Annotated in this window: 17 protein-coding genes and 1 pseudogene; 14 read left to right on the top strand and 4 right to left on the bottom strand. The window is 59.7% G+C overall.

Annotation, left to right across the window (positions count from 1 at the left end):
• Window positions 1–151 precede the first annotated feature (151 nt).
• The 11 genes from ABVN21_RS22430 to ABVN21_RS22380 all read left to right on the top strand — a co-directional run bounded on the left by ABVN21_RS22430 (window position 152) and on the right by ABVN21_RS22380 (window position 11164).
• Entirely contained in the window at window positions 152–2524 is a 2373-nt protein-coding gene (locus ABVN21_RS22430; protein ID WP_339553653.1) for a TonB-dependent receptor, read from the top strand.
• A 274-nt stretch (window positions 2525–2798) separates the two neighbouring features.
• Window positions 2799–3617 carry an energy transducer TonB gene (locus tag ABVN21_RS22425; RefSeq protein ID WP_339553652.1) on the top strand — a complete coding sequence of 273 codons (819 nt, stop codon included), beginning with the start codon at window positions 2799–2801 and terminating at the stop codon, window positions 3615–3617.
• A gap of 44 nt (window positions 3618–3661) precedes the next feature.
• Entirely contained in the window at window positions 3662–4387 is a 726-nt protein-coding gene (locus tag ABVN21_RS22420) for a MotA/TolQ/ExbB proton channel family protein (protein ID WP_339553651.1), read from the top strand.
• 1 nt (window position 4388) lies between these two features.
• Entirely contained in the window at window positions 4389–4790 is a 402-nt protein-coding gene (locus tag ABVN21_RS22415) for a biopolymer transporter ExbD (protein WP_008055381.1), read from the top strand.
• Window positions 4791–5071: 281 nt separating this feature from the next.
• The gene (locus tag ABVN21_RS22410) at window positions 5072–5653 is read left to right on the top strand and encodes an alpha/beta hydrolase (RefSeq protein WP_339553650.1); all 582 of its coding nucleotides are present in this window, start codon (window positions 5072–5074) and stop codon (window positions 5651–5653) included.
• Between the two features lie 53 nt (window positions 5654–5706).
• A complete protein-coding gene (locus tag ABVN21_RS22405) occupies window positions 5707–6630 on the top strand; it encodes a sigma 54-interacting transcriptional regulator (protein WP_339553649.1) in 924 nt (307 codons plus the stop codon).
• A gap of 251 nt (window positions 6631–6881) precedes the next feature.
• The gene (locus tag ABVN21_RS22400; RefSeq protein WP_150772021.1) at window positions 6882–7664 is read left to right on the top strand and encodes a MetQ/NlpA family ABC transporter substrate-binding protein; all 783 of its coding nucleotides are present in this window, start codon (window positions 6882–6884) and stop codon (window positions 7662–7664) included.
• Window positions 7665–8201: 537 nt separating this feature from the next.
• Complete coding sequence (locus ABVN21_RS22395) at window positions 8202–8867, top strand: amino acid ABC transporter permease (RefSeq protein WP_339553648.1); 666 nt, start codon at window positions 8202–8204, stop codon at window positions 8865–8867.
• Window positions 8848–9507, top strand: coding sequence for an amino acid ABC transporter permease (locus tag ABVN21_RS22390; RefSeq protein ID WP_339553647.1), 660 nt, complete (start codon window positions 8848–8850; stop codon window positions 9505–9507). Before ABVN21_RS22395 ends, ABVN21_RS22390 begins: the two co-directional genes overlap by 20 nt.
• Window positions 9504–10286, top strand: a complete 783-nt coding sequence (locus ABVN21_RS22385) for an amino acid ABC transporter ATP-binding protein (protein WP_339553646.1) — start codon at window positions 9504–9506, stop codon at window positions 10284–10286. The genes ABVN21_RS22390 and ABVN21_RS22385 overlap by 4 nt, the downstream gene beginning before the upstream one ends.
• Window positions 10283–11164 carry a transporter substrate-binding domain-containing protein gene (locus ABVN21_RS22380; protein ID WP_339553645.1) on the top strand — a complete coding sequence of 294 codons (882 nt, stop codon included), beginning with the start codon at window positions 10283–10285 and terminating at the stop codon, window positions 11162–11164. The genes ABVN21_RS22385 and ABVN21_RS22380 overlap by 4 nt, the downstream gene beginning before the upstream one ends.
• Before the next feature lie 116 nt (window positions 11165–11280).
• Here ABVN21_RS22380 and ABVN21_RS22375 read toward each other — a convergent pair.
• Window positions 11281–11933 (bottom strand): annotated as a pseudogene (locus ABVN21_RS22375) (AAA family ATPase).
• 114 nt (window positions 11934–12047) lie between these two features.
• Between ABVN21_RS22375 and ABVN21_RS22370 the strand changes: the two are divergent.
• Genes ABVN21_RS22370 through ABVN21_RS22360 form a run of 3 tightly spaced genes read left to right on the top strand, consistent with a single transcriptional unit; the run spans window position 12048 to window position 17265 of the window.
• The gene (locus ABVN21_RS22370) at window positions 12048–13151 is read left to right on the top strand and encodes an efflux RND transporter periplasmic adaptor subunit (protein WP_339553644.1); all 1104 of its coding nucleotides are present in this window, start codon (window positions 12048–12050) and stop codon (window positions 13149–13151) included.
• The gene (locus ABVN21_RS22365; protein WP_339553643.1) at window positions 13148–14215 is read left to right on the top strand and encodes an efflux RND transporter periplasmic adaptor subunit; all 1068 of its coding nucleotides are present in this window, start codon (window positions 13148–13150) and stop codon (window positions 14213–14215) included. The genes ABVN21_RS22370 and ABVN21_RS22365 overlap by 4 nt, the downstream gene beginning before the upstream one ends.
• Window positions 14212–17265 (top strand): efflux RND transporter permease subunit, encoded by a 3054-nt coding sequence (locus ABVN21_RS22360; RefSeq protein WP_339553642.1) that lies wholly within the window; start codon window positions 14212–14214, stop codon window positions 17263–17265. The genes ABVN21_RS22365 and ABVN21_RS22360 overlap by 4 nt, the downstream gene beginning before the upstream one ends.
• A gap of 96 nt (window positions 17266–17361) precedes the next feature.
• On the opposite strand, the gene ABVN21_RS22355 is transcribed toward ABVN21_RS22360, so the two are convergent.
• The 3 genes from ABVN21_RS22355 to ABVN21_RS22345 all read right to left on the bottom strand — a co-directional run bounded on the left by ABVN21_RS22355 (window position 17362) and on the right by ABVN21_RS22345 (window position 19843).
• A complete protein-coding gene (locus ABVN21_RS22355) occupies window positions 17362–17991 on the bottom strand; it encodes a class I SAM-dependent methyltransferase (protein ID WP_339553641.1) in 630 nt (209 codons plus the stop codon).
• A gap of 96 nt (window positions 17992–18087) precedes the next feature.
• Window positions 18088–18732, bottom strand: a complete 645-nt coding sequence (locus tag ABVN21_RS22350; protein ID WP_339553640.1) for a methionine ABC transporter permease — start codon at window positions 18730–18732, stop codon at window positions 18088–18090.
• Complete coding sequence (locus ABVN21_RS22345; protein ID WP_339553639.1) at window positions 18722–19843, bottom strand: ATP-binding cassette domain-containing protein; 1122 nt, start codon at window positions 19841–19843, stop codon at window positions 18722–18724. Before ABVN21_RS22345 ends, ABVN21_RS22350 begins: the two co-directional genes overlap by 11 nt.
• Window position 19844: the final 1 nt, after the last annotated feature.

The following is a 19844-nucleotide window of genomic DNA, read 5'->3' as shown; positions in this document are numbered from 1 at the left end:
TATCGGGGAAATGCATTGGATATGCATTAGGTCGACTCCTTATAAAGGCAATCTCTTATGCAGTAAATCTTTGTAAAAACATAAATAAATAACTTTAAAGAATATGCATCACTGAAAAGTCGCTGTGTGTTTTTTGATCAGGAGCCGCTTTATGAGTCCGTTGAACCTCGCGTCACCCCTTACACCCCAACGGCTCAAGCGCCTGCCCCTGGCGCTGCTGCTGGCCGGGAGCGCCAGTTGGACCCAAGGCTATGCGGCCGAGACCACCACCCCGGAAGATGCCCCGGTAAAAACCGTATCGGGCCAGACCAAAGCCGATGGCACTCAACTCGAAACCGTGACCGTCACCACCCGCCGCCGTGAAGAAAGTTCGCAGGATGTACCGACCCCGATGAGCGTGGTCAGCGGCCAGACGCTGGAAACCCAGCGCGTTTATCGCATTCAGGATTTGCAGCAACTGGTGCCTAGCGTCAACGTCGCCTACATGCATGCGCGCCAGTCCAGCGTGTCGATCCGTGGCCTGGGCAACAACCCGGCCAGCGATGGCCTGGAAGGTAGCGTCGGGCTGTATATCGACAACGTCTACCTTGGCCGGCCGGGTATGGCGGTGTTCGATTTGATGGACATCGAGCAGCTCGAAGTGCTGCGCGGTCCGCAAGGCACGTTGTTCGGCAAGAACACCACGGCTGGCGTAATCAACATCAGCACGAGGGCGCCAACCTTCACCCCGGAGCGCAGCATCGAAAGTTCGGTGGGCGAGGACGGCTACTTCCAGACCAAGGGAACCATTTCCGGGCCATTGAATGATCAGCTCGCCGGGCGTTTTTCCGCGTACCGCACACGCAGCGATGGCGACATCAAAAACGAATACGACGGCCATGACTTGAACGGCGGCTCACGCGATGGTTTCCGGGCGCAGTTGCTGTTCAAGCCGAACGAGGCATTCAACCTGCGCTGGATCGGTGACTACAACGAAGAGGATTCCAGTGCCGGCACCCGTGTGCTGTACAACACCGGGCCGACCATTAACGGCGTCAACCTCTACCAAAACCGGGCCACTGCGTCCGGGGCGACGCTGGTCGATGGCACCCATCGCAAGGTCAACCTGAATGACGAACAGCACGTTACCGTGCACCAGGGCGGCACCTCGGTAGAGGCGAACTGGACGCTGCCGAGTGACTTTACCCTGACCTCGATCAGCTCCTATCGCTGGTGGAATTTCACCCCGCGTAACGACGACGGGCTGAACGTCTCGACGACGTACAACGCCGGGGTCTCGGTGGAAGACAAACAGTACTCCCAGGAATTTCGCCTGGCCTCGCCCACCGGCGGCTTCTTCGACTACGTGCTCGGCGCTTATTACTTCGGCAATGACCTGGACAACAAATCCTTCGCTTATTACGGCCCGCAAGCCGACATCTGGAACGGCACGCCCGCCGGTGCATTGGCCAACGTGAACAGCGTCGGCAAGGGCCACATCAAAACCGACAGCTTCGCCCTGTTTGCCCAAGGCACCTGGCACCTCACGGAGCGGCTGGACTTCACCGCCGGTATTCGTGGCACTTACGAAGAGAAAAACGCCTGGGTCAACCGCAATGCGCCGGAGGGTGGTGCAGCGGTGACCGGCGCGGCCGCGACCGCCAGACGTGGACGCGCCGGGGTTTACGACTCCGGTGATTTGAACCAGTACAGCTCCAGCCCTTCGGGTCTGTTGAACCTCAGCTACCACTTCAACGAGAACCTGCTCGGCTACGCCACCCTGTCCCACGGCGAGAAATCCGGCGGCGTGAACCTGGCTGTCGGCACCGCCCCGGTTGCTGGCGCCGACTCGCTGCTGATCGGCACCGAGCGTGCAAATAACGCCGAACTCGGTTTCAAAAGCACACTCTGGGACCGTCGCCTGCAACTTAACGCCAACGTGTTCTGGACCCAGGTCAACGGCTATCAAACCAACGCCTACGACGACGCCAACCGCGTGCAATACCTGACCAACGCGGGCTCGGTGCGTTCGCGTGGCGTGGAACTCGAAAGCACGCTGATCCCGTTGCGTGGCCTGACGCTGAACATCAACGGCTCCTACAACGACGTCAGCTACCTCTCCTACAAAGATGCGCCGTGCCCACCGGAAGTCAGCCTGGCGCCGGGTGCTCCGGCTTCGTGCGACCTGACCGGTCACCAAGTGGTTGGCGCGTCAAAATGGATCGGCAACGCCAACGGCGAATACAAATGGAACCTGAGTAACGGTCTCGAAGAGTACGTCACCGGCAGCTACGCCTTTCGCTCCAAAGCGGTGGGCACGGTGGAGGATTCCGACTTCGGCCAGATCCCGAGCTACGCCGTGGTCAACCTGTCCACCGGCCTGCGCGGCGACTTCAGGCAGGGGCAATGGGACGTCTCGCTGTGGCTGAAAAACGCCTTTGACAAAACCTACTACACAACGCTCTGGACCGCCGCCAACGGTGGTTATGAAGGCTTGCTCGGCACGCCACGGACGCTGGGCGTAACCGGTCGCTACGACTTCTGATCAATGCGACGCCGACACCGAAAACCATGCCCTTCACGAATATTTTCAATGCTTCAAAAGCATGGGTTTTCGGTCACCGTCCCCGAGCCCTTACGGGGCAAGGCCTGCAGCGAACAGAGCGTTTTTGATATTCGTTTTTGATCTAGTTTTAATGTTAAAGATTACTTTAAGAGATAAGCGTCTAGCTCAATGATTAACCCATCGATACGTCGTTCGGGGGATGTCGGGTTCGGCGTATCGGGTCATTCGCAAAGAGATCGCAGGGAGTAAATCAATGGGCAAAGTCCAGACCGCCGCCAGCGCACACGAGGTGCTTTGGCGCCAGGCGCCAGGTGGCGAGTTGGTCGACCTCGGGCGGGTACACCGCGTGCCCTTGGGCCAGCTGCGTTTGCAGCGTGCGCCCAAGGGCATCCTGAGCCGACGCGAGACGATTCTGCTCGGTGTGTTGGCATTGCTGGTGCACGGCGCGGTGATCTACTGGGTCAATCAGCAGCCGACCAAAGCCTTGCCGATCGTACCGCCGGAAATTCCGCCGATGACCATCGAGTTTTCGCGTCCGGCGCCGCCCGTGGTCGAGCCGCCTCCGCCAGTACCGCCGCCACCGCCACCACCAGTGGTCGAACCGCCGCCGCCCGTGGTGGACGAATTGGCGGCCAAACCGGCGCCGCCGAAACCGATTCCCAAGCCAAAACCGGTGATTAAACCAGTATCAAAACCGGTGCCAAAAGCTGCCCAGCAACCGCCCGCGCCGCCACAACCGGCAGCTCCGGTCGCAGCCCCGGCACCACCTGCACCACCGGCGCCCGCGCCAGTGACACCGGCCTCGGCCAACGCCGGGTACCTGAAAAATCCGGCGCCGGAGTATCCGTCGCTGGCCCAGCGTCGCGGTTGGGAAGGCACGGTGTTGTTGCGTGTGCATGTTCTCGCCAGCGGCAAGCCCGGCGAGATCCAGATTCAGAAAAGCAGTGGTCGCGATGCCCTCGATGAGGCCGCCCTGAGTGCAGTGAAACGCTGGAGTTTTGTGCCGGCCAAGCAGGGTGATGTCGCTCAGGACGGCTGGGTCAGCGTGCCCATCGATTTCAAGATTCATTAAACAGAAACCTAATTCGCGCGAAAGTTTTACACGAGGAATTCACCATGACGTTATTGGCATCTCCACTCGAATCCATCGAAAGTGCGGTGATTTGGCTGCTGGTGGTTTTTTCCGTCGCCACCTGGGGCCTGGCATTGCTCAAGGGTGTGCAGTTCGGTCGCCTTAAAGCCCAGGATCGCAAGTTTCACAAACAGTTTTGGGCCGCATCGAGTCTGGACTCGGCGGCAGAGTTAGCCGAGACGCAACCTGGCGCTGCAGCGCGGGTGGCACAGGCCGGTTATGCGGCGATCCAGGTGGGCGAGGCGCCGCAAGCGGCGGATTTGAGCCAGGCGATCAATCATCAGGATCGCCTTGAGCGAGCCTTGCGTCAGCAAATCGTGCGCGAGCGCCGCTCGCTGGAAACCGGGCTGGCGGTGGTTGCGAGTATTGGCAGTACGTCGCCGTTCATAGGTTTGTTCGGCACGGTGTGGGGAATCATGGAGGCGTTGAAGGGCATCAGCGCGGCGGGTTCGGCGAGCCTCGAAACAGTGGCCGGGCCGATTGGTGCAGCGCTGGTTGCGACCGGTGTGGGGATCGCCGTCGCAGTGCCGGCGGTGCTGGTTTACAACTACTTTTTGCGTCGTTTGAAACTGACGGCGGCGGATCTGGATGACTTCGCCCACGACTTCTACAGCCTGGCGCAGAAGAGCTCATTCCGCGTGTTGATCCACCCGACGGCGCACAAAGCCGCGCCATCGGGCAATGCACAGAAAGTGAAGGAGGCGTCCTGATATGGCCTTCTCCACGCAAGACAGCGATGAGGTGCTGAGCGAGATCAACGTGACGCCGCTGGTGGACGTGATGCTGGTGCTGCTGGTGGTGTTCATCGTCACCGCGCCGCTGCTGACCAACGCGATTCCGATCAACCTGCCCAAAACCGAAGCCGTGGCGCCGGTGGAGCAGAAAGACCCGCTGGTGGTGAGCATCGACGGTGCCGGCAAGCTGTTTATCAACAAGGATGAAATCCAGCCGGATTTGCTGGAATTCAAGCTACAAGCGGCCAAGGCCAAAGACCCGGAAGTGCGGGTGCAATTGCAGGCTGACGACGGGGTGAATTACGGCGAAGTGGCGCGGGCCATGGCGTCCATTGAGCGGGCAGGGATTACCAAGTTGTCGGTGATTACCGCGCGCTAATAGATTTTCGATTTTCCGGGGCCGTCTCCTTGGCAGGGTGCGGCCCCTTTTTTATTCCAACGAGACACAAAAGCTGTAGGAGCTGGCTTGCCAGCGATAGCGGTAACTCAGACAACATTTGTATCGACTGGCCGGAAGCCATCGCTGGCAAGCCAGCTCCTACAAGGGGTGTATTTTTATATTCTTTATTAGTCTTAATAAATAGCTTCTTATTCCTTAACGAATATAAATCCCAACCCTATACTCGATCGGGAACAGACACGCAGCAGGAGAGCTCCCCCATGCGCAACGAATCAATTCGCTACCTGATTGTGCCGGGCTGGCAAGGATCGCCGGAAGATCATTGGCAAAGCCATTGGCAGAACAGTCTGCCGAACAGCGCACGGGTGGAGCAGGACGACTGGCTGACGCCTCGTCGTGAAGACTGGGTGGCGGCGCTGGCCGAGGCGATTGCCGCAGACAACACTCCGGTCATCCTGATCGCCCATAGCCTGGGTTGCATCACCGTCGCCCATTGGGCCGCTACCGCGCCTGTGCAGTTTCTTCGTCAGGTACGTGGCGCCTTGCTGGTGGCGCCGGCGGACGTCGAACGTCCGGCCTGCGCGCCAGCGCTGCGCAATTTCGCACCGATCCCTACATCCCTGCTGCCATTCCCCAGCCAGGTCGTCAGCTCCGACAACGACGCCGCCGTCAGCGCGCCGCGAGCGCTGGAGCTGGCGCGTAACTGGGGCGCGGAAGCGGGGATCCTCGCGGGTGCCGGGCACATCAATGTGAAGTCGGGTCATCAGCGTTGGGAGCAGGGTTTTGCCTATCTCTATCGCTTGCAAAACCGCATGGAACACCACGCCCTGCGCCGTGCCTGAATCTATTATTTTTTACGCCCCCGTCGCTTGGCGGTTTCGGGCGGGAGCCTGCCATGAGTTTTGAAACCTTCGGCCAGCCACTGCTGACCTTTCCCGACGCGGAAAAAAGTCCTCTGAGCATCCGCGCCAAGGCGCTGGTGTTCGTCGATCCACGCTCGCGCCAGTTGCGCCAGGAACTGGAGCAACTGGCGCCGCGCTCGATCTCGGTGTTGATCCGTGGCGAAACCGGCAGCGGCAAGGAGCTGTTGGCGCGGCATATCCATCGCGCCAGTGATCGCGGTGGATTGTTCGTCTCGGTCAATTGCGGCGCGATCAGCCCGACCTATGCCGATGCCGAATTGTTCGGTTATGCCGCCGGCAGTTACAGCGGTTCGGCCAGCAGTCGCGCCGGCTGGTTCGGTTCGGCCAACGGCGGCACTTTGTACCTGGATGAAATCGGCGACCTGCCGCTGCCGATCCAGATCAAATTGCTCGCCGCTTTGGAAAACCACGAAGTGACACGCGTCGGTGCACATCAGCCAAGCCCGGTGGACGTGCGCCTGGTCGCCGCCACCAGCATCGACCTGGCCCAGGCTGTCGCTGCCGGAAAATTCCATGAGCGGCTTTACCACTACCTCAGCGAGGGGCAGCTCGAACTACCGGCCCTGCGCGAGCGGGTGGGCGACATCCTGTCGCTGGCGGAATACTTCCTCGGCATCTACAGCCAGCGCCTGGACTTGCCAGTGCCGCTGATCAGCGAGGCAGCGCAAGCCGTGCTGGAGCGACACAGCTGGCCGGGCAATACCCGTGAGCTGGAAAACGTCATTCACTTTGCGCTGTTGGTGAGTACCGGTGACGAGATCCTGCCGGAGCATTTGAATTTGCCAGATGAAGGTTTGGTGCAAATCGAACAGCAGCTCAAGCGGATTCTCGGCCACGGTAGCGCCGCCGAAAAAGAAGCCCTGAAGCAACTCCTGAAAAATACCGCCCTCCTGTAGGAGCAAGCTGGCTCGCGATTGGGCCTGTGCGGTTTTTTTCTGTACAGGCGCCATCGCTGGCAAGCCAGCTCCTACAGGGAATGTGCGAGCTAGAGCGATATGAACAAAATGGAATATGAAAGTGAATAAAAGATATTGTTCGGGAATATAAAATCCCGGTATTGTCCGCGTCACGCCAGCGATAGCACTTCGCTGGCACTTAATACTTAGCCGTCGCCACAAGCGACTGTGATTTTCGATAAGGACACTGCATGAAAAAGGTTCTGTTGTTCACCGCACTGGCGGCTGCCCTGACCGCGGGCCTGGCCCAGGCTGGCGAAAAACTGGTGGTTGCGGCGACCCCGATTCCACACGCCGAGATTCTTGAGCTAATCAAGCCAACCCTCGCCAAAGAAGGCGTGGACCTGGAAATCAAAGTCTTCACCGACTACGTTCAGCCGAACGTACAGGTCGACCAGAAGCGTCTGGACGCCAACTACTTCCAGACCCTGCCGTATCTGAAAAGCTTCAACGAAGGCAAAGGCACCAACCTGGTGACCGTGATCGGCGTTCACGTTGAACCGTTCGGTGGCTACTCGAAGAAAGTCAAAACCCTGGCCGAGCTGAAAGACGGCGCGACCATTGCCATTCCTAACGAAGGCAGCAACAGCGGCCGTGCCCTGATCCTGCTGCAGAAGGCTGGCCTGATCGAGTTGAAAGACCCGAAAAACGCCCTGGCCACGCCGAAAGACATCGCCAAGAACCCGCACAACTTCAAGTTCAAGGAACTGGAATCCGCCATGCTGCCGCGCGTGCTGGATCAAGTCGACCTGGACATGATCAACACCAACTACGCGCTGGAAGCGGGCCTGAACCCGGCTAAAGACGCGCTGGTGATCGAAGGTGCGGATTCGCCTTACGTGAACTTCCTGGTCGCTCGTCCTGATAACAAGGACAGCGCCGCCATCCAGAAACTGGCCAAGGCATTGACCAGCCCGGAAGTGAAAGCATTCATCGAGAAGAAGTACAGCGGCGCAGTACTGCCGGCGTTCTGATTCGCGAGGTAAACCCCTTCAAGGTTTCCAACGCCGACGGCTGATACAGCGTCGGCGTTTTTTATTGGGCGATCATTGAAACTTGTGGCGAGCGATTTTTTGTGGCGAGCGAGCATGCTCCCTCGCCACAAAAGCCCGGCATCATTCACCGATGAACATTCAGGCCACCCTGGCCTTCAACGCCCTGCGCAACGCCATCAATAACTTCACGATGTCCTGCGGATTCATCGGTTGCAGCACTTTTGCATCTGCCATGTTCTCGTCCTTGTGAGTGATCGGCCGGGGGAGTCTGGCCAAAAGCGGTCCGTCCTTGGAGGGGCAATCTGAAAAAAAGATCCTTCCTACGGCGCAAAGGAAAATAGTCGTCTTCCGTCGCCTCGGCAAATGCGCGGGGATAGTTTTTTGCGTGATATCAATATGCTTTAACGGTATTTAAATTCTAATTTTTATACCTTTAAAGTTGGTGCTTGCCGGGCCGCTATCCATGGCCCGTGGACTGCACCACCGTCGCTTACCGAGCGGCGTCCAGGATGTTCAATGAACTTCGATTACGCATTTATCCTCAGCACCCTGCCGGCGTTTCTCAAGGCCGTGGGCGTGACGCTGCAGGTCGGGTTTATCGCCATCGGCACATCGTTGCTGGTGGCGCTGATTAACGCGACGATTCTGGTGTTCCGCACGCCTTACTTGCAGCGGCTGGTTGGACTCTACGTAGAACTGGCCCGCAACACGCCGCTGCTGATCCAGCTGTTCTTCGTGTATTTCGCCTTGCCCGCGTTGGGTATCAAGGTCTCGGGTTTCGTTGCGGCGATTATCACCATGACCTTCCTCGGCGGCGCTTATCTCACCGAAGTGTTGCGTGCCGGCGTGGACGCCGTGCCCCAGGCACAACTCGAGTCAGGCCGCTCCATCGGCCTGTCCCACGGGCAATTGCTGCGCTACGTGATCCTGCCGCAAGCCGGCATCCTCAGCCTGCCGTCGCTGTTCGCCAATTTCATTTTCCTGCTCAAGGAAACCACGGTGGTCTCGGCGGTAGCGGTACCGGAAATTCTCTACACCACCAAAAGCTACATCGCGCTCTATTACAAAACCTACGAAATGCTCGCCGTGCTGACGCTGATTTGCGTGTTGCTGTTCTTGCCGCTGTCGCTGTTGCTCAGCCGTCTGGAAAGGAGGCTCCAGCATGGCCAGTTCGGGTCTTGAGTTGTTGTGGGTGTCGTTGCCGCAACTGGGCAAGGGTGCGGCGCAAACCCTGTCGATATCTTTTTTGAGCATCGCTATCAGCACCGCAGGTGGCGTGCTCTACGGCGTGTTGCGCACGCTGAATGTGACGTGGCTGAACGCGATCTTGCGGGTCTATCTGGAACTGTTCCGGGCGATCCCGGTGCTGGTCTGGTTGTACTTGTTGTTCTTCGGCCTGCCGATCTTTTTCGGCCTGAGCATTCCGAGCTTCTGGTGCGCGGTCCTGGTGCTGTCGTTGTGGGGCGCCAGTGAGGTTGGCGAAGTGGTGCGCGGCGCGTTGCATTCGTTGCCGCGCGGCCAGCGGGAAGCGGGTTTGTCGATCGGTCTGGACGGCCCGCAACTCTACGGCTACGTGCTGCTGCCGCAAGCGTTGAAGCGCATGACGCCGCCGACCATCAATGTCTACACGCGGATCATCAAGACCAGCTCCCTGGCGGTGCTGATCGGTGTGGTGGACGTGATCAAGGTCGGCCAGCAGATCATCGAGCGCACCTACGAATCGGTGCTGATCTACGGCGCGCTTTTCCTGTTTTTCTTTTTCATTTGCTACCCGCTCTCGGCCGCCTCGCGCGTGCTGGAGCGGCGCTGGACGCAAGCATGAGCGCATTGATCGAGTTCAAGGGTTTCAACAAGTTCTTCGGCGAGCAGCAGGTGCTTAACGGCATCGACCTGAGCGTTAAACCGGGCGAGGTGATCGTCATCCTTGGCCCCAGCGGCTGCGGCAAAAGCACCTTGTTGCGCTGCCTCAACGGGTTGGAAGTCGCTCATGGCGGCAGCCTGAATTTTGCCGGGAGCGAGTTGCTGGACAAGGGCACCGACTGGCGCGTAGTGCGGCAGCAGATCGGCATGGTGTTCCAGAGTTATCACTTGTTTCCGCACATGAGCGTGCTCGACAACCTGTTGCTCGGCCCTGTGAAGGTGCAGAAACGCGACCGCTGCGAAGCGCGCGATCAGGCTGAAGCGTTGTTGGCGCGCGTAGGTCTGCTGGATAAACGCGATGCCTTTCCACGGCAGCTCTCCGGCGGTCAACAACAACGCATCGCCATCGTCCGTTCGTTGTGCATGAACCCCAAGGTCATGCTCTTCGATGAAGTCACCGCTGCCCTTGATCCGGAAATGGTCAAGGAAGTGCTGGAAGTGATTCAGGGTCTGGCCCGCGAAGGCATGACCCTGCTGATCGTCACCCACGAAATGGCCTTCGCCCGCGCCGTGGCTGACCGCATCGTGTTCATGGATGCCGGACGAATCCTTGAACAAAACCCTCCCGAGATTTTCTTTACGAACCCGCAAACCGCACGAGCGCAGCAGTTCCTGGAGAAATTCTCCTACGTCGCCGCATTACCCAAAACGACTCAAACAAAGGAACTGGAATTGCTATGAAAACTGCCAAGTCTTCACTCTTGCTTCTCCCATTGCTGGGCCTTGCGTTGCTGGCCGGTTGCAACAAAACCGAAGAACCCGCCAAACCGAAAGTCGCCAGCGAAAGCACGGCACCGGCCGGCTATCTGGAGAAAATCAAGGCGCGGGACAAGCTGATCGTGGGCGTCTTCACTGACAAGCCGCCATTCGGTTTCGTCAATGAAGCCGGGCGCTACGTCGGTTTTGATACCGACATCGGCCGTCAATTCGCCAAGGATCTGCTGGGTGACGAGAACAAGGTCGAGTTCGTTGCCGTGGAGCCGGCGAGCCGCATTCCGTTCCTGCAAAGTGACAAGGTTGACCTGATCCTGGCCAACATGACCGTCACCCCGGAGCGCAAGGAAGCGGTGGAATTCACCAACCCTAACCTCAAGGTCGCCGTGCAGGCATTGGTGCCGCAGGACAGCGCGGTGAAAAACCTCGATGACCTGGCGACCCGTACCACCATCGTCACTACCGGCACCACCGCCGACATCTGGCTGACCAAGAATCATCCGGACTGGAAACTGCTGAAGTTCGAGAAAAACTCCGAGTCCCTGCAAGCTTTGGCCAATGGTCGTGGCGATGCCTATGCCCAAGACAATCTGGTGTTGTTCAGCTGGGCCAAACAGAACCCTGGCTATCGCGTGCTGAGCCAGACCCTGGGTGCCGAAGCGCCGATCGCGCCAGCAGTGAAAAAGGGCAACATCGAACTGCGCGACTGGGTGAACGCCGAGTTGGCGAAACTGGGTGAAGAGAAGTATCTGCTCAAGCTGTACGACCAGTACGTGCGCAAGGAACTGAGCGATGACACCAAGCCTGAGAGCGTGATCGTCGAGGGTGGCAAGTGGCAGGGGTGACTCTGTAGTTTTTGTATCGATCTTGCGGCCGTCATCGCCGGCAAGCCGGCTCCTACAGGGACCACCTCAATCCTGTAGGAGCTGGCTTGCCAGCGATTGGATTTCTCAGGTACCGCTCAATCCGGCCAATACCACGCCGGCTCATCCAGCATCCGTTGCCCGACGATCCCGGTCTGGCCCAGGTTTTTCTCCAGCACGATGCAATTGCATTCCGGATCCTCTTGCAACGCCGAAATCAACCGCCGGGCGTGGGACACCACCCACACCTGGCACTGCTCCGATGCGCGGATGATCAAGCGTGCCAGTGCCGGCAGCAGGTCCGGATGCAGGCTGGTTTCCGGTTCGTTCAGCACCATCAATGTGGGTGGTCGAGGTGTCAACAGCGCCGCGACCAGCAGCAAGTAACGCACATGAAATCACCGTTGGAATCAGGCAGACCCAGGCTGATCGAGTAACCGAAGTGTTCCCCGCAAAACCCCAGCCGCAGACGTTTCACACCGCGTTGCACCGTCGCCTCGATCGGGACTTCGCCATTGCGCATGCGTCGGCTGATGGTTTGCGGTCCGGCCCAGAAGGTCGAGTCCAGTCCACCCTCGCGCGCCAAGGCATTGACCACGCCGCCCTGAGCGGTTTCCGCCAGCAAGCGCAACGCACGGTAGAGATTGGATTTGCCGCTGCCATTTGGGCCGGTGATCAGATTCAAGCGACCAAGGGGAATCACCAGTTTGTTGATTGAGCGGTAGTTGGCTACTGCCAGGGTTTTAAGCATGGAAAGCGTCCTGCCTCCGGGAACTGGACTTTATTTGACCCCACAGTGGGCGCTCTTGTAACCCTGTTCTAAGCTGACAGACGAATCGCGCCCGTTAAACGCAAAGGAGTCTGCATGGCTGGTCCCGGATTGAAAATTGCGCTTGGCCTGAGCCTCCTGGCTTTGCTGAGTGCTTGCGAAAAAGAAAAACCGATACCCGAACACCTGCCGCGGGTATTCGTACAAGTCGTCGAACCGGCAAATTTCGCGCCTTCGGTAACCCTGACCGGTGACGTCCAGGCACGTGTACAGACCGAGTTGTCTTTCCGCGTCGGCGGCAAGATCATCCAGCGCTCGGTCGACGTCGGTGACCGGGTGACGGCCAAGCAGGTATTGGCCCGCCTCGACCCCAAGGATTTGCAGACCAATGTCGATTCGGCCCAGGCGCAAGTGGTCGCACAACAGGCGTTGGTCAAGCAGAACGCCGCGGCGTTCGTGCGGCAGCAGAAACTCTTGCCCAAGGGCTATACCAGCCAGAGCGAATACGACTCGGCGCAGGCGGCTTTGCGCAGCAGCCAGAGCGCGTTGAGCGCTGCCCAGGCGCAATTGGCCAACGCCAAGGATCAACTCAGCTACACGGCGCTGATCGCCGATGCGCCAGGGATCATCACCGACCGCCAGGGGGAAGTCGGTCAAGTGGTGCAGGCGACGATGCCGATCTTCGGCCTGGCCCGGGACGGCGACCGGGATGCGGTGTTCAACGTCTATGAATCATTGCTGGCCGAGAAGCCGACGAATCAAACCATTGTCCTGAGTTTGCTCGATAACCCAGCCATCAAGACCACCGGCACCGTTCGTGAAGTCACCCCGTCAGTGTCGGCGGAGTCCGGCACCGTGCAGGTCAAGGTCGGCCTCAACAGCCTGCCCGATGGCATGCAATTGGGTTCGGTGGTGAGTGCCACGGTCAGGGGGGCGGGCAAGTCCGTCGTCGAGTTGCCGTGGTCGGCGCTGACCAAAAATATCAGTGAGCCCGCTGTCTGGATTGTCGACGACAAAGGGCAGGCGCAATTGCACTCGGTCACGGTCAGCCGTTACCTGACCGGCAAGGTTATCATCAATGGCGGATTGAAGGGCGGGGAAAAAGTGGTCGTCGCTGGCGGGCAATTGCTGCACCCGGGCATGGTCGTCGAAATTGCCGAAAATACCTACAAGGACCTGAGTTGGGGAGCCAAGCCATGAAGCCTTTATGGGCATTGTCCATCGGGCTGGTGTTGAGCGCCTGCTCCAAAAGCGAGCCACCGCCGGAGCCGGTACGGCCGGTGCTGTCGATCAAGATCCAGGCCTTGAACGAAGAGGACCTGGGTCGTTTCGCCGGGAGCATTCAGGCGCGCTACGAGAGCAATACCGGGTTTCGTGTGGGTGGGCGAATCGCCAGTCGTAACGTCAATGTCGGGGCCGAGGTCGAGAAAGGCACGCTGCTCGCCACCCTCGATCCTTCCGACCAGCAGAATCAATTGCGTTCAGCCGAGGGCGATCTGGCGAAAATACAGGCACAACTCATCAATGCGCAGGCCAGCGCCCGCAGGCAGCAGGCCTTGTTTGATCGTGGAGTCGGTTCGCAGGCTCAGCTCGATTCAGCCATCACGGATCTTAAAACCAGCCAAGCCTCCCTCGACCAGGCCCGGGCGGCAGTCAACCAGAGCAAGGACCAACTGGGCTACACCGAGTTGCGCTCCGATCACAAAGCGGTGGTCACCGCGTGGAGTGCCGAGGCCGGGCAAGTGGTGACGGCCGGGCAGCAAGTGGTCACCCTGGCACAGCCAGACATCAAGGAAGCGGTGATCGACCTGCCGGACACGCTGGTCGACCAACTGCCCAGCGACGTGGTGTTCCTGGTCGCCGCGCAACTCAACCCTGCCATTAACACCACCGCGGTCATCCGCGAAATCGAACCCCAGGCACAAAGTGCCACGCGCACCCGCCGCGCCCGCCTGTCCCTGGCTGAAACGCCAGAGGGCTTTCGCCTGGGCACGGCGATCAGCGTCACCTTGAGTTCGGCGATCAAGCCGCGTATCGAATTGCCCATCACCGCACTGCAGGATGTCGATGGGAAATCGCGCGTCTGGGTCATCGATCAACAGAAAAAAACCGTATCCCCGCGGGACGTCAGCGTTGTCAGCCGCACGGACACCACGGTGGTCGTGGCCAGTGGCGTGAAATCCGGTGAACGAATTGTCAGTGCCGGTGTGAACAGCCTCAAACCGGGGCAAAAAGTGAAAGTCGATGAGGGCAGCCCACAATGAAAGGGAGTTTCAACTTATCCGAATGGGCGCTCAAACATCAGTCGTTTGTCTGGTATTTGATGTTCGTTTCGCTGCTGATGGGCGTGTTCTCGTACATCAATCTGGGCCGCGAGGAAGACCCGTCGTTCACCATCAAAACCATGGTGATCCAGACCCGCTGGCCCGGTGCGACTCAAGAGGAAACCCTCAAGCAGGTCACCGACCGTATCGAGAAAAAACTCGAAGAGCTTGATTCCCTCGACTACGTGAAAAGCTACACCCGCCCCGGCGAGTCGACGGTCTATGTGTACTTGCGCGACACCACCAAGGCCAAGGACATTCCGGAAATCTGGTACCAGGTGCGCAAGAAGATCACCGACATTCGCTACTCCTTCCCCCAGGGTATTCAAGGCCCGTCGTTCAACGACGAGTTCGGTGACGTGTTTGGCTCGATCTACGCCTTTACCGCCGACGGCCTGTCGCTGCGCCAGTTGCGAGACTACGTCGAGCAGGCGCGCGCAGAGATCCGCGGCGTGCCGGGCCTGGGCAAGGTCGAAATGGTCGGCCAGCAGGACGAAGTGCTCTTTCTGAACTTCTCGACCCGCAAGCTGGCGGCGCTGGGTATCGATCAAGCCCAGGTGGTGCAGAGCCTGCAAACCCAGAACGCCGTGACCCCGGCCGGGGTGATCGAGGCCGGTCCCGAGCGGATCTCCGTGCGCACGTCCGGGCAGTTCATTTCCGAGAAGGATCTGGCCGATGTCAATTTGCGCCTCAATGATCGCTTCTATCGCCTGGCCGACATAGCCGACATACAGCGTGGTTACGTCGACCCGTCGACGCCGGAGTTTCGATTCAATGGCCAACCCGCCATCGGCCTGGCCATTGCCATGCAAGCGGGCGGCAACATTCAGGAGTTCGGCAAGGCCCTGCACCAGCGCGTGAGCGAACTGACGGCCAATCTGCCGGTGGGCGTTGGCGTGCACAACGTGTCCGATCAGTCTGTGGTGGTGGAGGCAGCCGTTGGCGGTTTCACCAGCGCGTTGTTCGAAGCCGTGGTGATCGTGTTGGTGGTCAGCTTCATCAGCCTTGGCGTGCGTGCAGGTCTGGTGGTGGCGTGCTCGATCCCGCTGGTGCTGGCGATGGTGTTCGTGTTCATGGAATACAGCGGCATCACCATGCAGCGGATTTCACTCGGTGCGCTGATCATCGCACTGGGCCTGCTGGTGGATGACGCGATGATCACGGTCGAGATGATGGTCTCGCGCCTGGAGTTGGGCGACACCAAGGAGCAAGCCGCGACCTTTGCCTACACCTCGACCGCCTTCCCGATGCTCACGGGTACCCTGGTGACGGTGGCGGGTTTCGTACCCATTGGTCTCAATGGCAGCTCGGCCGGTGAATACACCTTCACCCTGTTTGCGGTGATTGCCGTGGCCATGTTGGTCTCGTGGGTGGTGGCGGTGCTGTTCGCCCCGGTGATCGGTGTGCACATCCTCAGCGTCAATGTAAAACCGCACTCGGCCGAGCCAGGGCGCCTGGGACGCGCCTTCAATGGCGGGCTGCTGTGGTGCATGCGCAATCGCTGGTGGGCGATTGGCATCACCGTGCTGATTTTCGGTTTGTCGGTTTTCGGCATGCGCTTTGTGCAAAACCAGTTCTTCCCGGCCTCGGATCGCCCGGAAATTCTCGTGGACTTGAACCTGCCGCAAAATGCCTCCATCGATGAAACCCGCCGAGCCGTGGACAAGCTTGAAGCGACGCTCAAGGGCGATCCCGACATCGTGCGCTGGAGTACCTACGTTGGCCAAGGCGCGATTCGTTTCTACCTGCCCCTCGACCAGCAACTGCAGAACCCTTACTACGCGCAGCTGGTGATCGTCAGCAAAGACTTCGAGACGCGCACAGCCCTCAGTGAGCGCCTGCGTGAGCGCCTGCGGCAAGACTTCGTCGGCATCGGCAGTTTCGTGCAAGCGCTGGAGATGGGGCCACCCGTGGGCCGGCCGATCCAGTATCGCGTCAGTGGCCCGGACATCGACCAGGTACGCAAGCACGCCATCGATCTGGCTACTGTGCTGGACAAAAACCCGCACGTCGGCGAAATCATTTACGACTGGAACGAGCCCGGCAAAGTACTGCGCATCGACATCGCCCAGGACAAGGCACGGCAACTTGGCTTGTCGTCCGAAGACGTGGCGAACCTGATGAACGGCATCGTCAGCGGTTCGACCGTGACTCAAGTCGACGATGACATCTACCTGATCAACGTGGTCGGTCGCGCGGTGGACGCCGAACGGGGTTCGCCGGAAACCCTGCAGAACCTGCAGATCCTCACCCCGGGTGGCACCTCGATTCCGCTGCTGGCGTTTGCCACCGTGCGTTACGAGTTGGAGCAACCGCTGGTATGGCGTCGCGACCGCAAACCGACGATCACCATCAAGACCGCGGTGGTCGGTGATATCCAGCCAACCGACCTGGTGAAACTGCTGAGGCCGGACATCGACACCTTCGCCGCCGGTTTGCCGGCAGGGTACAAGGTCGCCACGGGCGGTACGGTGGAGGAAAGCGCCAAGGCCCAAGGGCCGATCAACCAGGTCGTGCCGTTGATGGTGTTCCTGATGGCCACTTTCCTGATGATTCAGCTGCACAGCGTGCAGAAGATGTTCCTGGTGGCCAGCGTCGCGCCGCTTGGCTTGATTGGCGTGGTGCTGGCGCTGGTGCCGACGGGAACGCCGATGGGCTTCGTGGCGATCCTCGGCATCCTGGCGCTGATCGGCATCATCATCCGTAACTCGGTGATCCTGGTGACCCAGATCGACGCGTTCGTGGCGGAAGGGTCTTCACCCTGGGATGCCGTGGTGGAGGCCACCGAACATCGACGACGCCCAATTCTTCTGACTGCTGCGGCGGCGAGCCTGGGCATGATCCCGATTGCCCGGGAAGTGTTCTGGGGGCCGATGGCCTACGCGATGATCGGCGGGATCATTGTCGCCACCCTGCTGACGCTGCTGTTTTTGCCAGCGCTGTATGTGGCCTGGTACAGGATTCACGAGCCGAAAAAAGAAGTGCGGTAAGGCGAACGCTGTGCGCTCATCGCCAGCAGGCTGGTTCCCACAGGTGCATGCGATCCACTGTGGGAGCCAGCCTGCTGGCGATGGCGCCCGCGATGGCTACGCAGGCTTACGCCAGACACTTGCCAACCAAGGCTGCTGCTCCCGCGGCAGCCCCGCCGGCCGGTAGTAATGCTCCAGCTCCACAAACCCCGCCTCGGTCAGCAATTGCTGCCACGCCTGAAGATCGTGATACGCCCCATAACGCGGCCCGTTCCAGCCTTCCTGATTGTCGCCCCGAGGATTGGAACTGAACAACACACCCCCAGGCTTCAACGCCCCGAGAAGCTCCTTCAACACCCGCGGCAATTCCTGACGCGGAATGTGAAACAACACCGCGTTGGCAAAGATCCCGTCAAAGCGCCCGGCAGGCAGATCAAGTTTCAAAAAGTCCTGCTTCCAGACCTCGCAACCGCTGTCCTCCCGCGCCATCTGCGCAAACTTTTCCGAGCCATCAAGGCCGACCGCTGTGTGGCCCATGCGGGTGAAGGTCTGCAAATCGCGACCCGGTCCGCAGCCAAAATCGAGAATGTCGAACGGCACCTCACCCCGAATGTGTCGCAGCAGCGCATCGATGTTCTGGCTGACATCGTGATCGCGGGTGCCTTCGCGAAAACCCTCGGCCACCGAGTTGTAGTGACCCAAGGTAGTTGCGGTGATTTTGTCGAGGTCGTCGGAGGTTTGTTTCATGGTCGGCTGCACAGGCTATTGGAATCTGCCGAATATACGCCATGAGAATTGAGGCCGCGCAATCTGTGGCGAGGGAGCTCCCGACGGACCAAGGATTTAGCGCTTGTTCAGTCCTCGCGCCAACCGATCTCCGCCCAGTTGGATGATCGCCACCAACGCCACCAGCAACACAATCACCGTCAGCATGATCTGGCTATCAAACCGCTGATAGCCATACCGATAGGCAATGTCCCCCAGCCCGCCTGCGCCAATCGCGCCGGCCATGGCCGAGGAGTTGATCATGGTCACCAGGGTAATGGTGAAACCGCCGACAATCCCCGGCAGCGCTTCAGGCAGCAACACATGCCAAACGATGTGCTGGCGACGGCAGCCCATGGCTTGCGCCGCTTCGATCAAACCGTGGTCGACTTCGCGCAGACTCACTTCGGCAATACGCGCAAAGAACGGCGTAGCCGCGATGGTCAGCGGCACCACGGCGGCCCACACACCGTAGGTGGTACCGACGATCAAGCGGGTGAACGGAATCAGCGCCACCATCAAAATCAGGAATGGGATCGAGCGGAACAGGTTCACGAACGCGCCCAATGCGCGGTTCAGCGCCGGGGCTTCGTAAATGCCGCCCTTGGAGCTGGTGACCAGGATTACCGCCAACGGAATGCCCGCCAGCAGCGCGATCAGTGATGACATGCCAACCATCAGGAACGTGTCGATAAAGCCTTGCAGCAAGCGATCAAACCACATAACCCATTACCTCTACCTGTTGCGCCCACTGGCCGGCGCGTTGACGCAATTCTTCGGCACCAAGGGATGATCCTGTCACCGCCAGCAGCAGTTGCCCGAGGGCGTGGCCCTGAATCCGTTCCACGCCACCTTGCAACAAGCGCACGCGGCCGCCGAGGGCGTTGAACAGGGCGGCGACGTCGGGTTCGTCCTGCGCCGTTCCGGTGAATTGCAGGCGCAGGACGACGGCGTTATCCGGCGATTTGGGTTGCGCTTGCAAACGGCTTTGCAGCTCTGCCGGCAAGGCATTCTGCAACGGCGCGAGCAAGGTTCTGCTGACCTCATGCTGCGGGTTGCCGAACACTTCCCACACCGGGCCTTGCTCGACGATTCGGCCATGCTCGAGGACGACAACGCGATCGCAGATCTCGCGGATCACTGCCATCTCGTGGGTGATCAAAATGATGGTCAGGCCCAGGCGCTGATTGATCTCGCGCAGCAGGCCGAGGATCGATTGCGTGGTCTCCGGGTCCAGCGCCGAAGTGGCTTCGTCGCAGAGCAAAATCGCCGGGTCGTGGACCAGCGCGCGGGCGATGCCGACGCGCTGTTTCTGGCCGCCGGACAGTTGCGCCGGGTAAGCCTTGTGTTTGCCTTGCAGGCCGACCAGTTCCAGCAGTTCACGCACCTTCTGCTCGCGTTTTTCCTTGGGTACACCGGCGACTTTCAGCGGCAATTCGACGTTTTGCCAAACCGTCTTGGCCGACATCAAATTGAAGTGCTGGAAGATCATGCCGATGCGCCGACGCAACGCCACCAGGCGGTCTTCATCGAACTCGCCAATGTCGACCTGATCGATCAACACGCGCCCCGACGTCGGTTGTTCGAGGCGGTTGATGGTGCGGATCAGCGACGATTTGCCGGCACCGCTGCGGCCGATGATGCCAAACACTTCGCCGCGCTGGATCGCCAGGTCAATGCCGTGCAGGGCGGCCACCGGGCCTTGCTGGCCTTCGTAGGTTTTGCCCAGGCCGATGAAGCGCACGTGGGCACGATTGAGCTCTGGGTGCAGTTCGGTCTGTTCAGCATTTTTTGGCTCTGGAATTTCCAGTCGCAGTTGCGTGGCTGCCGTCATC

Source organism: Pseudomonas sp. MYb327 (genome assembly GCF_040438925.1).
In the GTDB taxonomy this organism is placed as follows: Bacteria; Pseudomonadota; Gammaproteobacteria; order Pseudomonadales; family Pseudomonadaceae; genus Aquipseudomonas.
This window is presented reverse-complemented; position numbering and strand designations above follow the sequence as displayed.

Coding starts and splice junctions, on each gene's coding strand:
- ABVN21_RS22430 (WP_339553653.1), top strand. CDS start 152: ATGAGTCCGTTGAACCTCGCGTCACCCCTTACACCCCAACGGCTCAAG.
- ABVN21_RS22425 (WP_339553652.1), top strand. CDS start 2,799: ATGGGCAAAGTCCAGACCGCCGCCAGCGCACACGAGGTGCTTTGGCGC.
- ABVN21_RS22420 (WP_339553651.1), top strand. CDS start 3,662: ATGACGTTATTGGCATCTCCACTCGAATCCATCGAAAGTGCGGTGATT.
- ABVN21_RS22415 (WP_008055381.1), top strand. CDS start 4,389: ATGGCCTTCTCCACGCAAGACAGCGATGAGGTGCTGAGCGAGATCAAC.
- ABVN21_RS22410 (WP_339553650.1), top strand. CDS start 5,072: ATGCGCAACGAATCAATTCGCTACCTGATTGTGCCGGGCTGGCAAGGA.
- ABVN21_RS22405 (WP_339553649.1), top strand. CDS start 5,707: ATGAGTTTTGAAACCTTCGGCCAGCCACTGCTGACCTTTCCCGACGCG.
- ABVN21_RS22400 (WP_150772021.1), top strand. CDS start 6,882: ATGAAAAAGGTTCTGTTGTTCACCGCACTGGCGGCTGCCCTGACCGCG.
- ABVN21_RS22395 (WP_339553648.1), top strand. CDS start 8,202: ATGAACTTCGATTACGCATTTATCCTCAGCACCCTGCCGGCGTTTCTC.
- ABVN21_RS22390 (WP_339553647.1), top strand. CDS start 8,848: ATGGCCAGTTCGGGTCTTGAGTTGTTGTGGGTGTCGTTGCCGCAACTG.
- ABVN21_RS22385 (WP_339553646.1), top strand. CDS start 9,504: ATGAGCGCATTGATCGAGTTCAAGGGTTTCAACAAGTTCTTCGGCGAG.
- ABVN21_RS22380 (WP_339553645.1), top strand. CDS start 10,283: ATGAAAACTGCCAAGTCTTCACTCTTGCTTCTCCCATTGCTGGGCCTT.
- ABVN21_RS22370 (WP_339553644.1), top strand. CDS start 12,048: ATGGCTGGTCCCGGATTGAAAATTGCGCTTGGCCTGAGCCTCCTGGCT.
- ABVN21_RS22365 (WP_339553643.1), top strand. CDS start 13,148: ATGAAGCCTTTATGGGCATTGTCCATCGGGCTGGTGTTGAGCGCCTGC.
- ABVN21_RS22360 (WP_339553642.1), top strand. CDS start 14,212: ATGAAAGGGAGTTTCAACTTATCCGAATGGGCGCTCAAACATCAGTCG.
- ABVN21_RS22355 (WP_339553641.1), bottom strand. CDS start 17,991: ATGAAACAAACCTCCGACGACCTCGACAAAATCACCGCAACTACCTTG.
- ABVN21_RS22350 (WP_339553640.1), bottom strand. CDS start 18,732: ATGTGGTTTGATCGCTTGCTGCAAGGCTTTATCGACACGTTCCTGATG.
- ABVN21_RS22345 (WP_339553639.1), bottom strand. CDS start 19,843: ATGACGGCAGCCACGCAACTGCGACTGGAAATTCCAGAGCCAAAAAAT.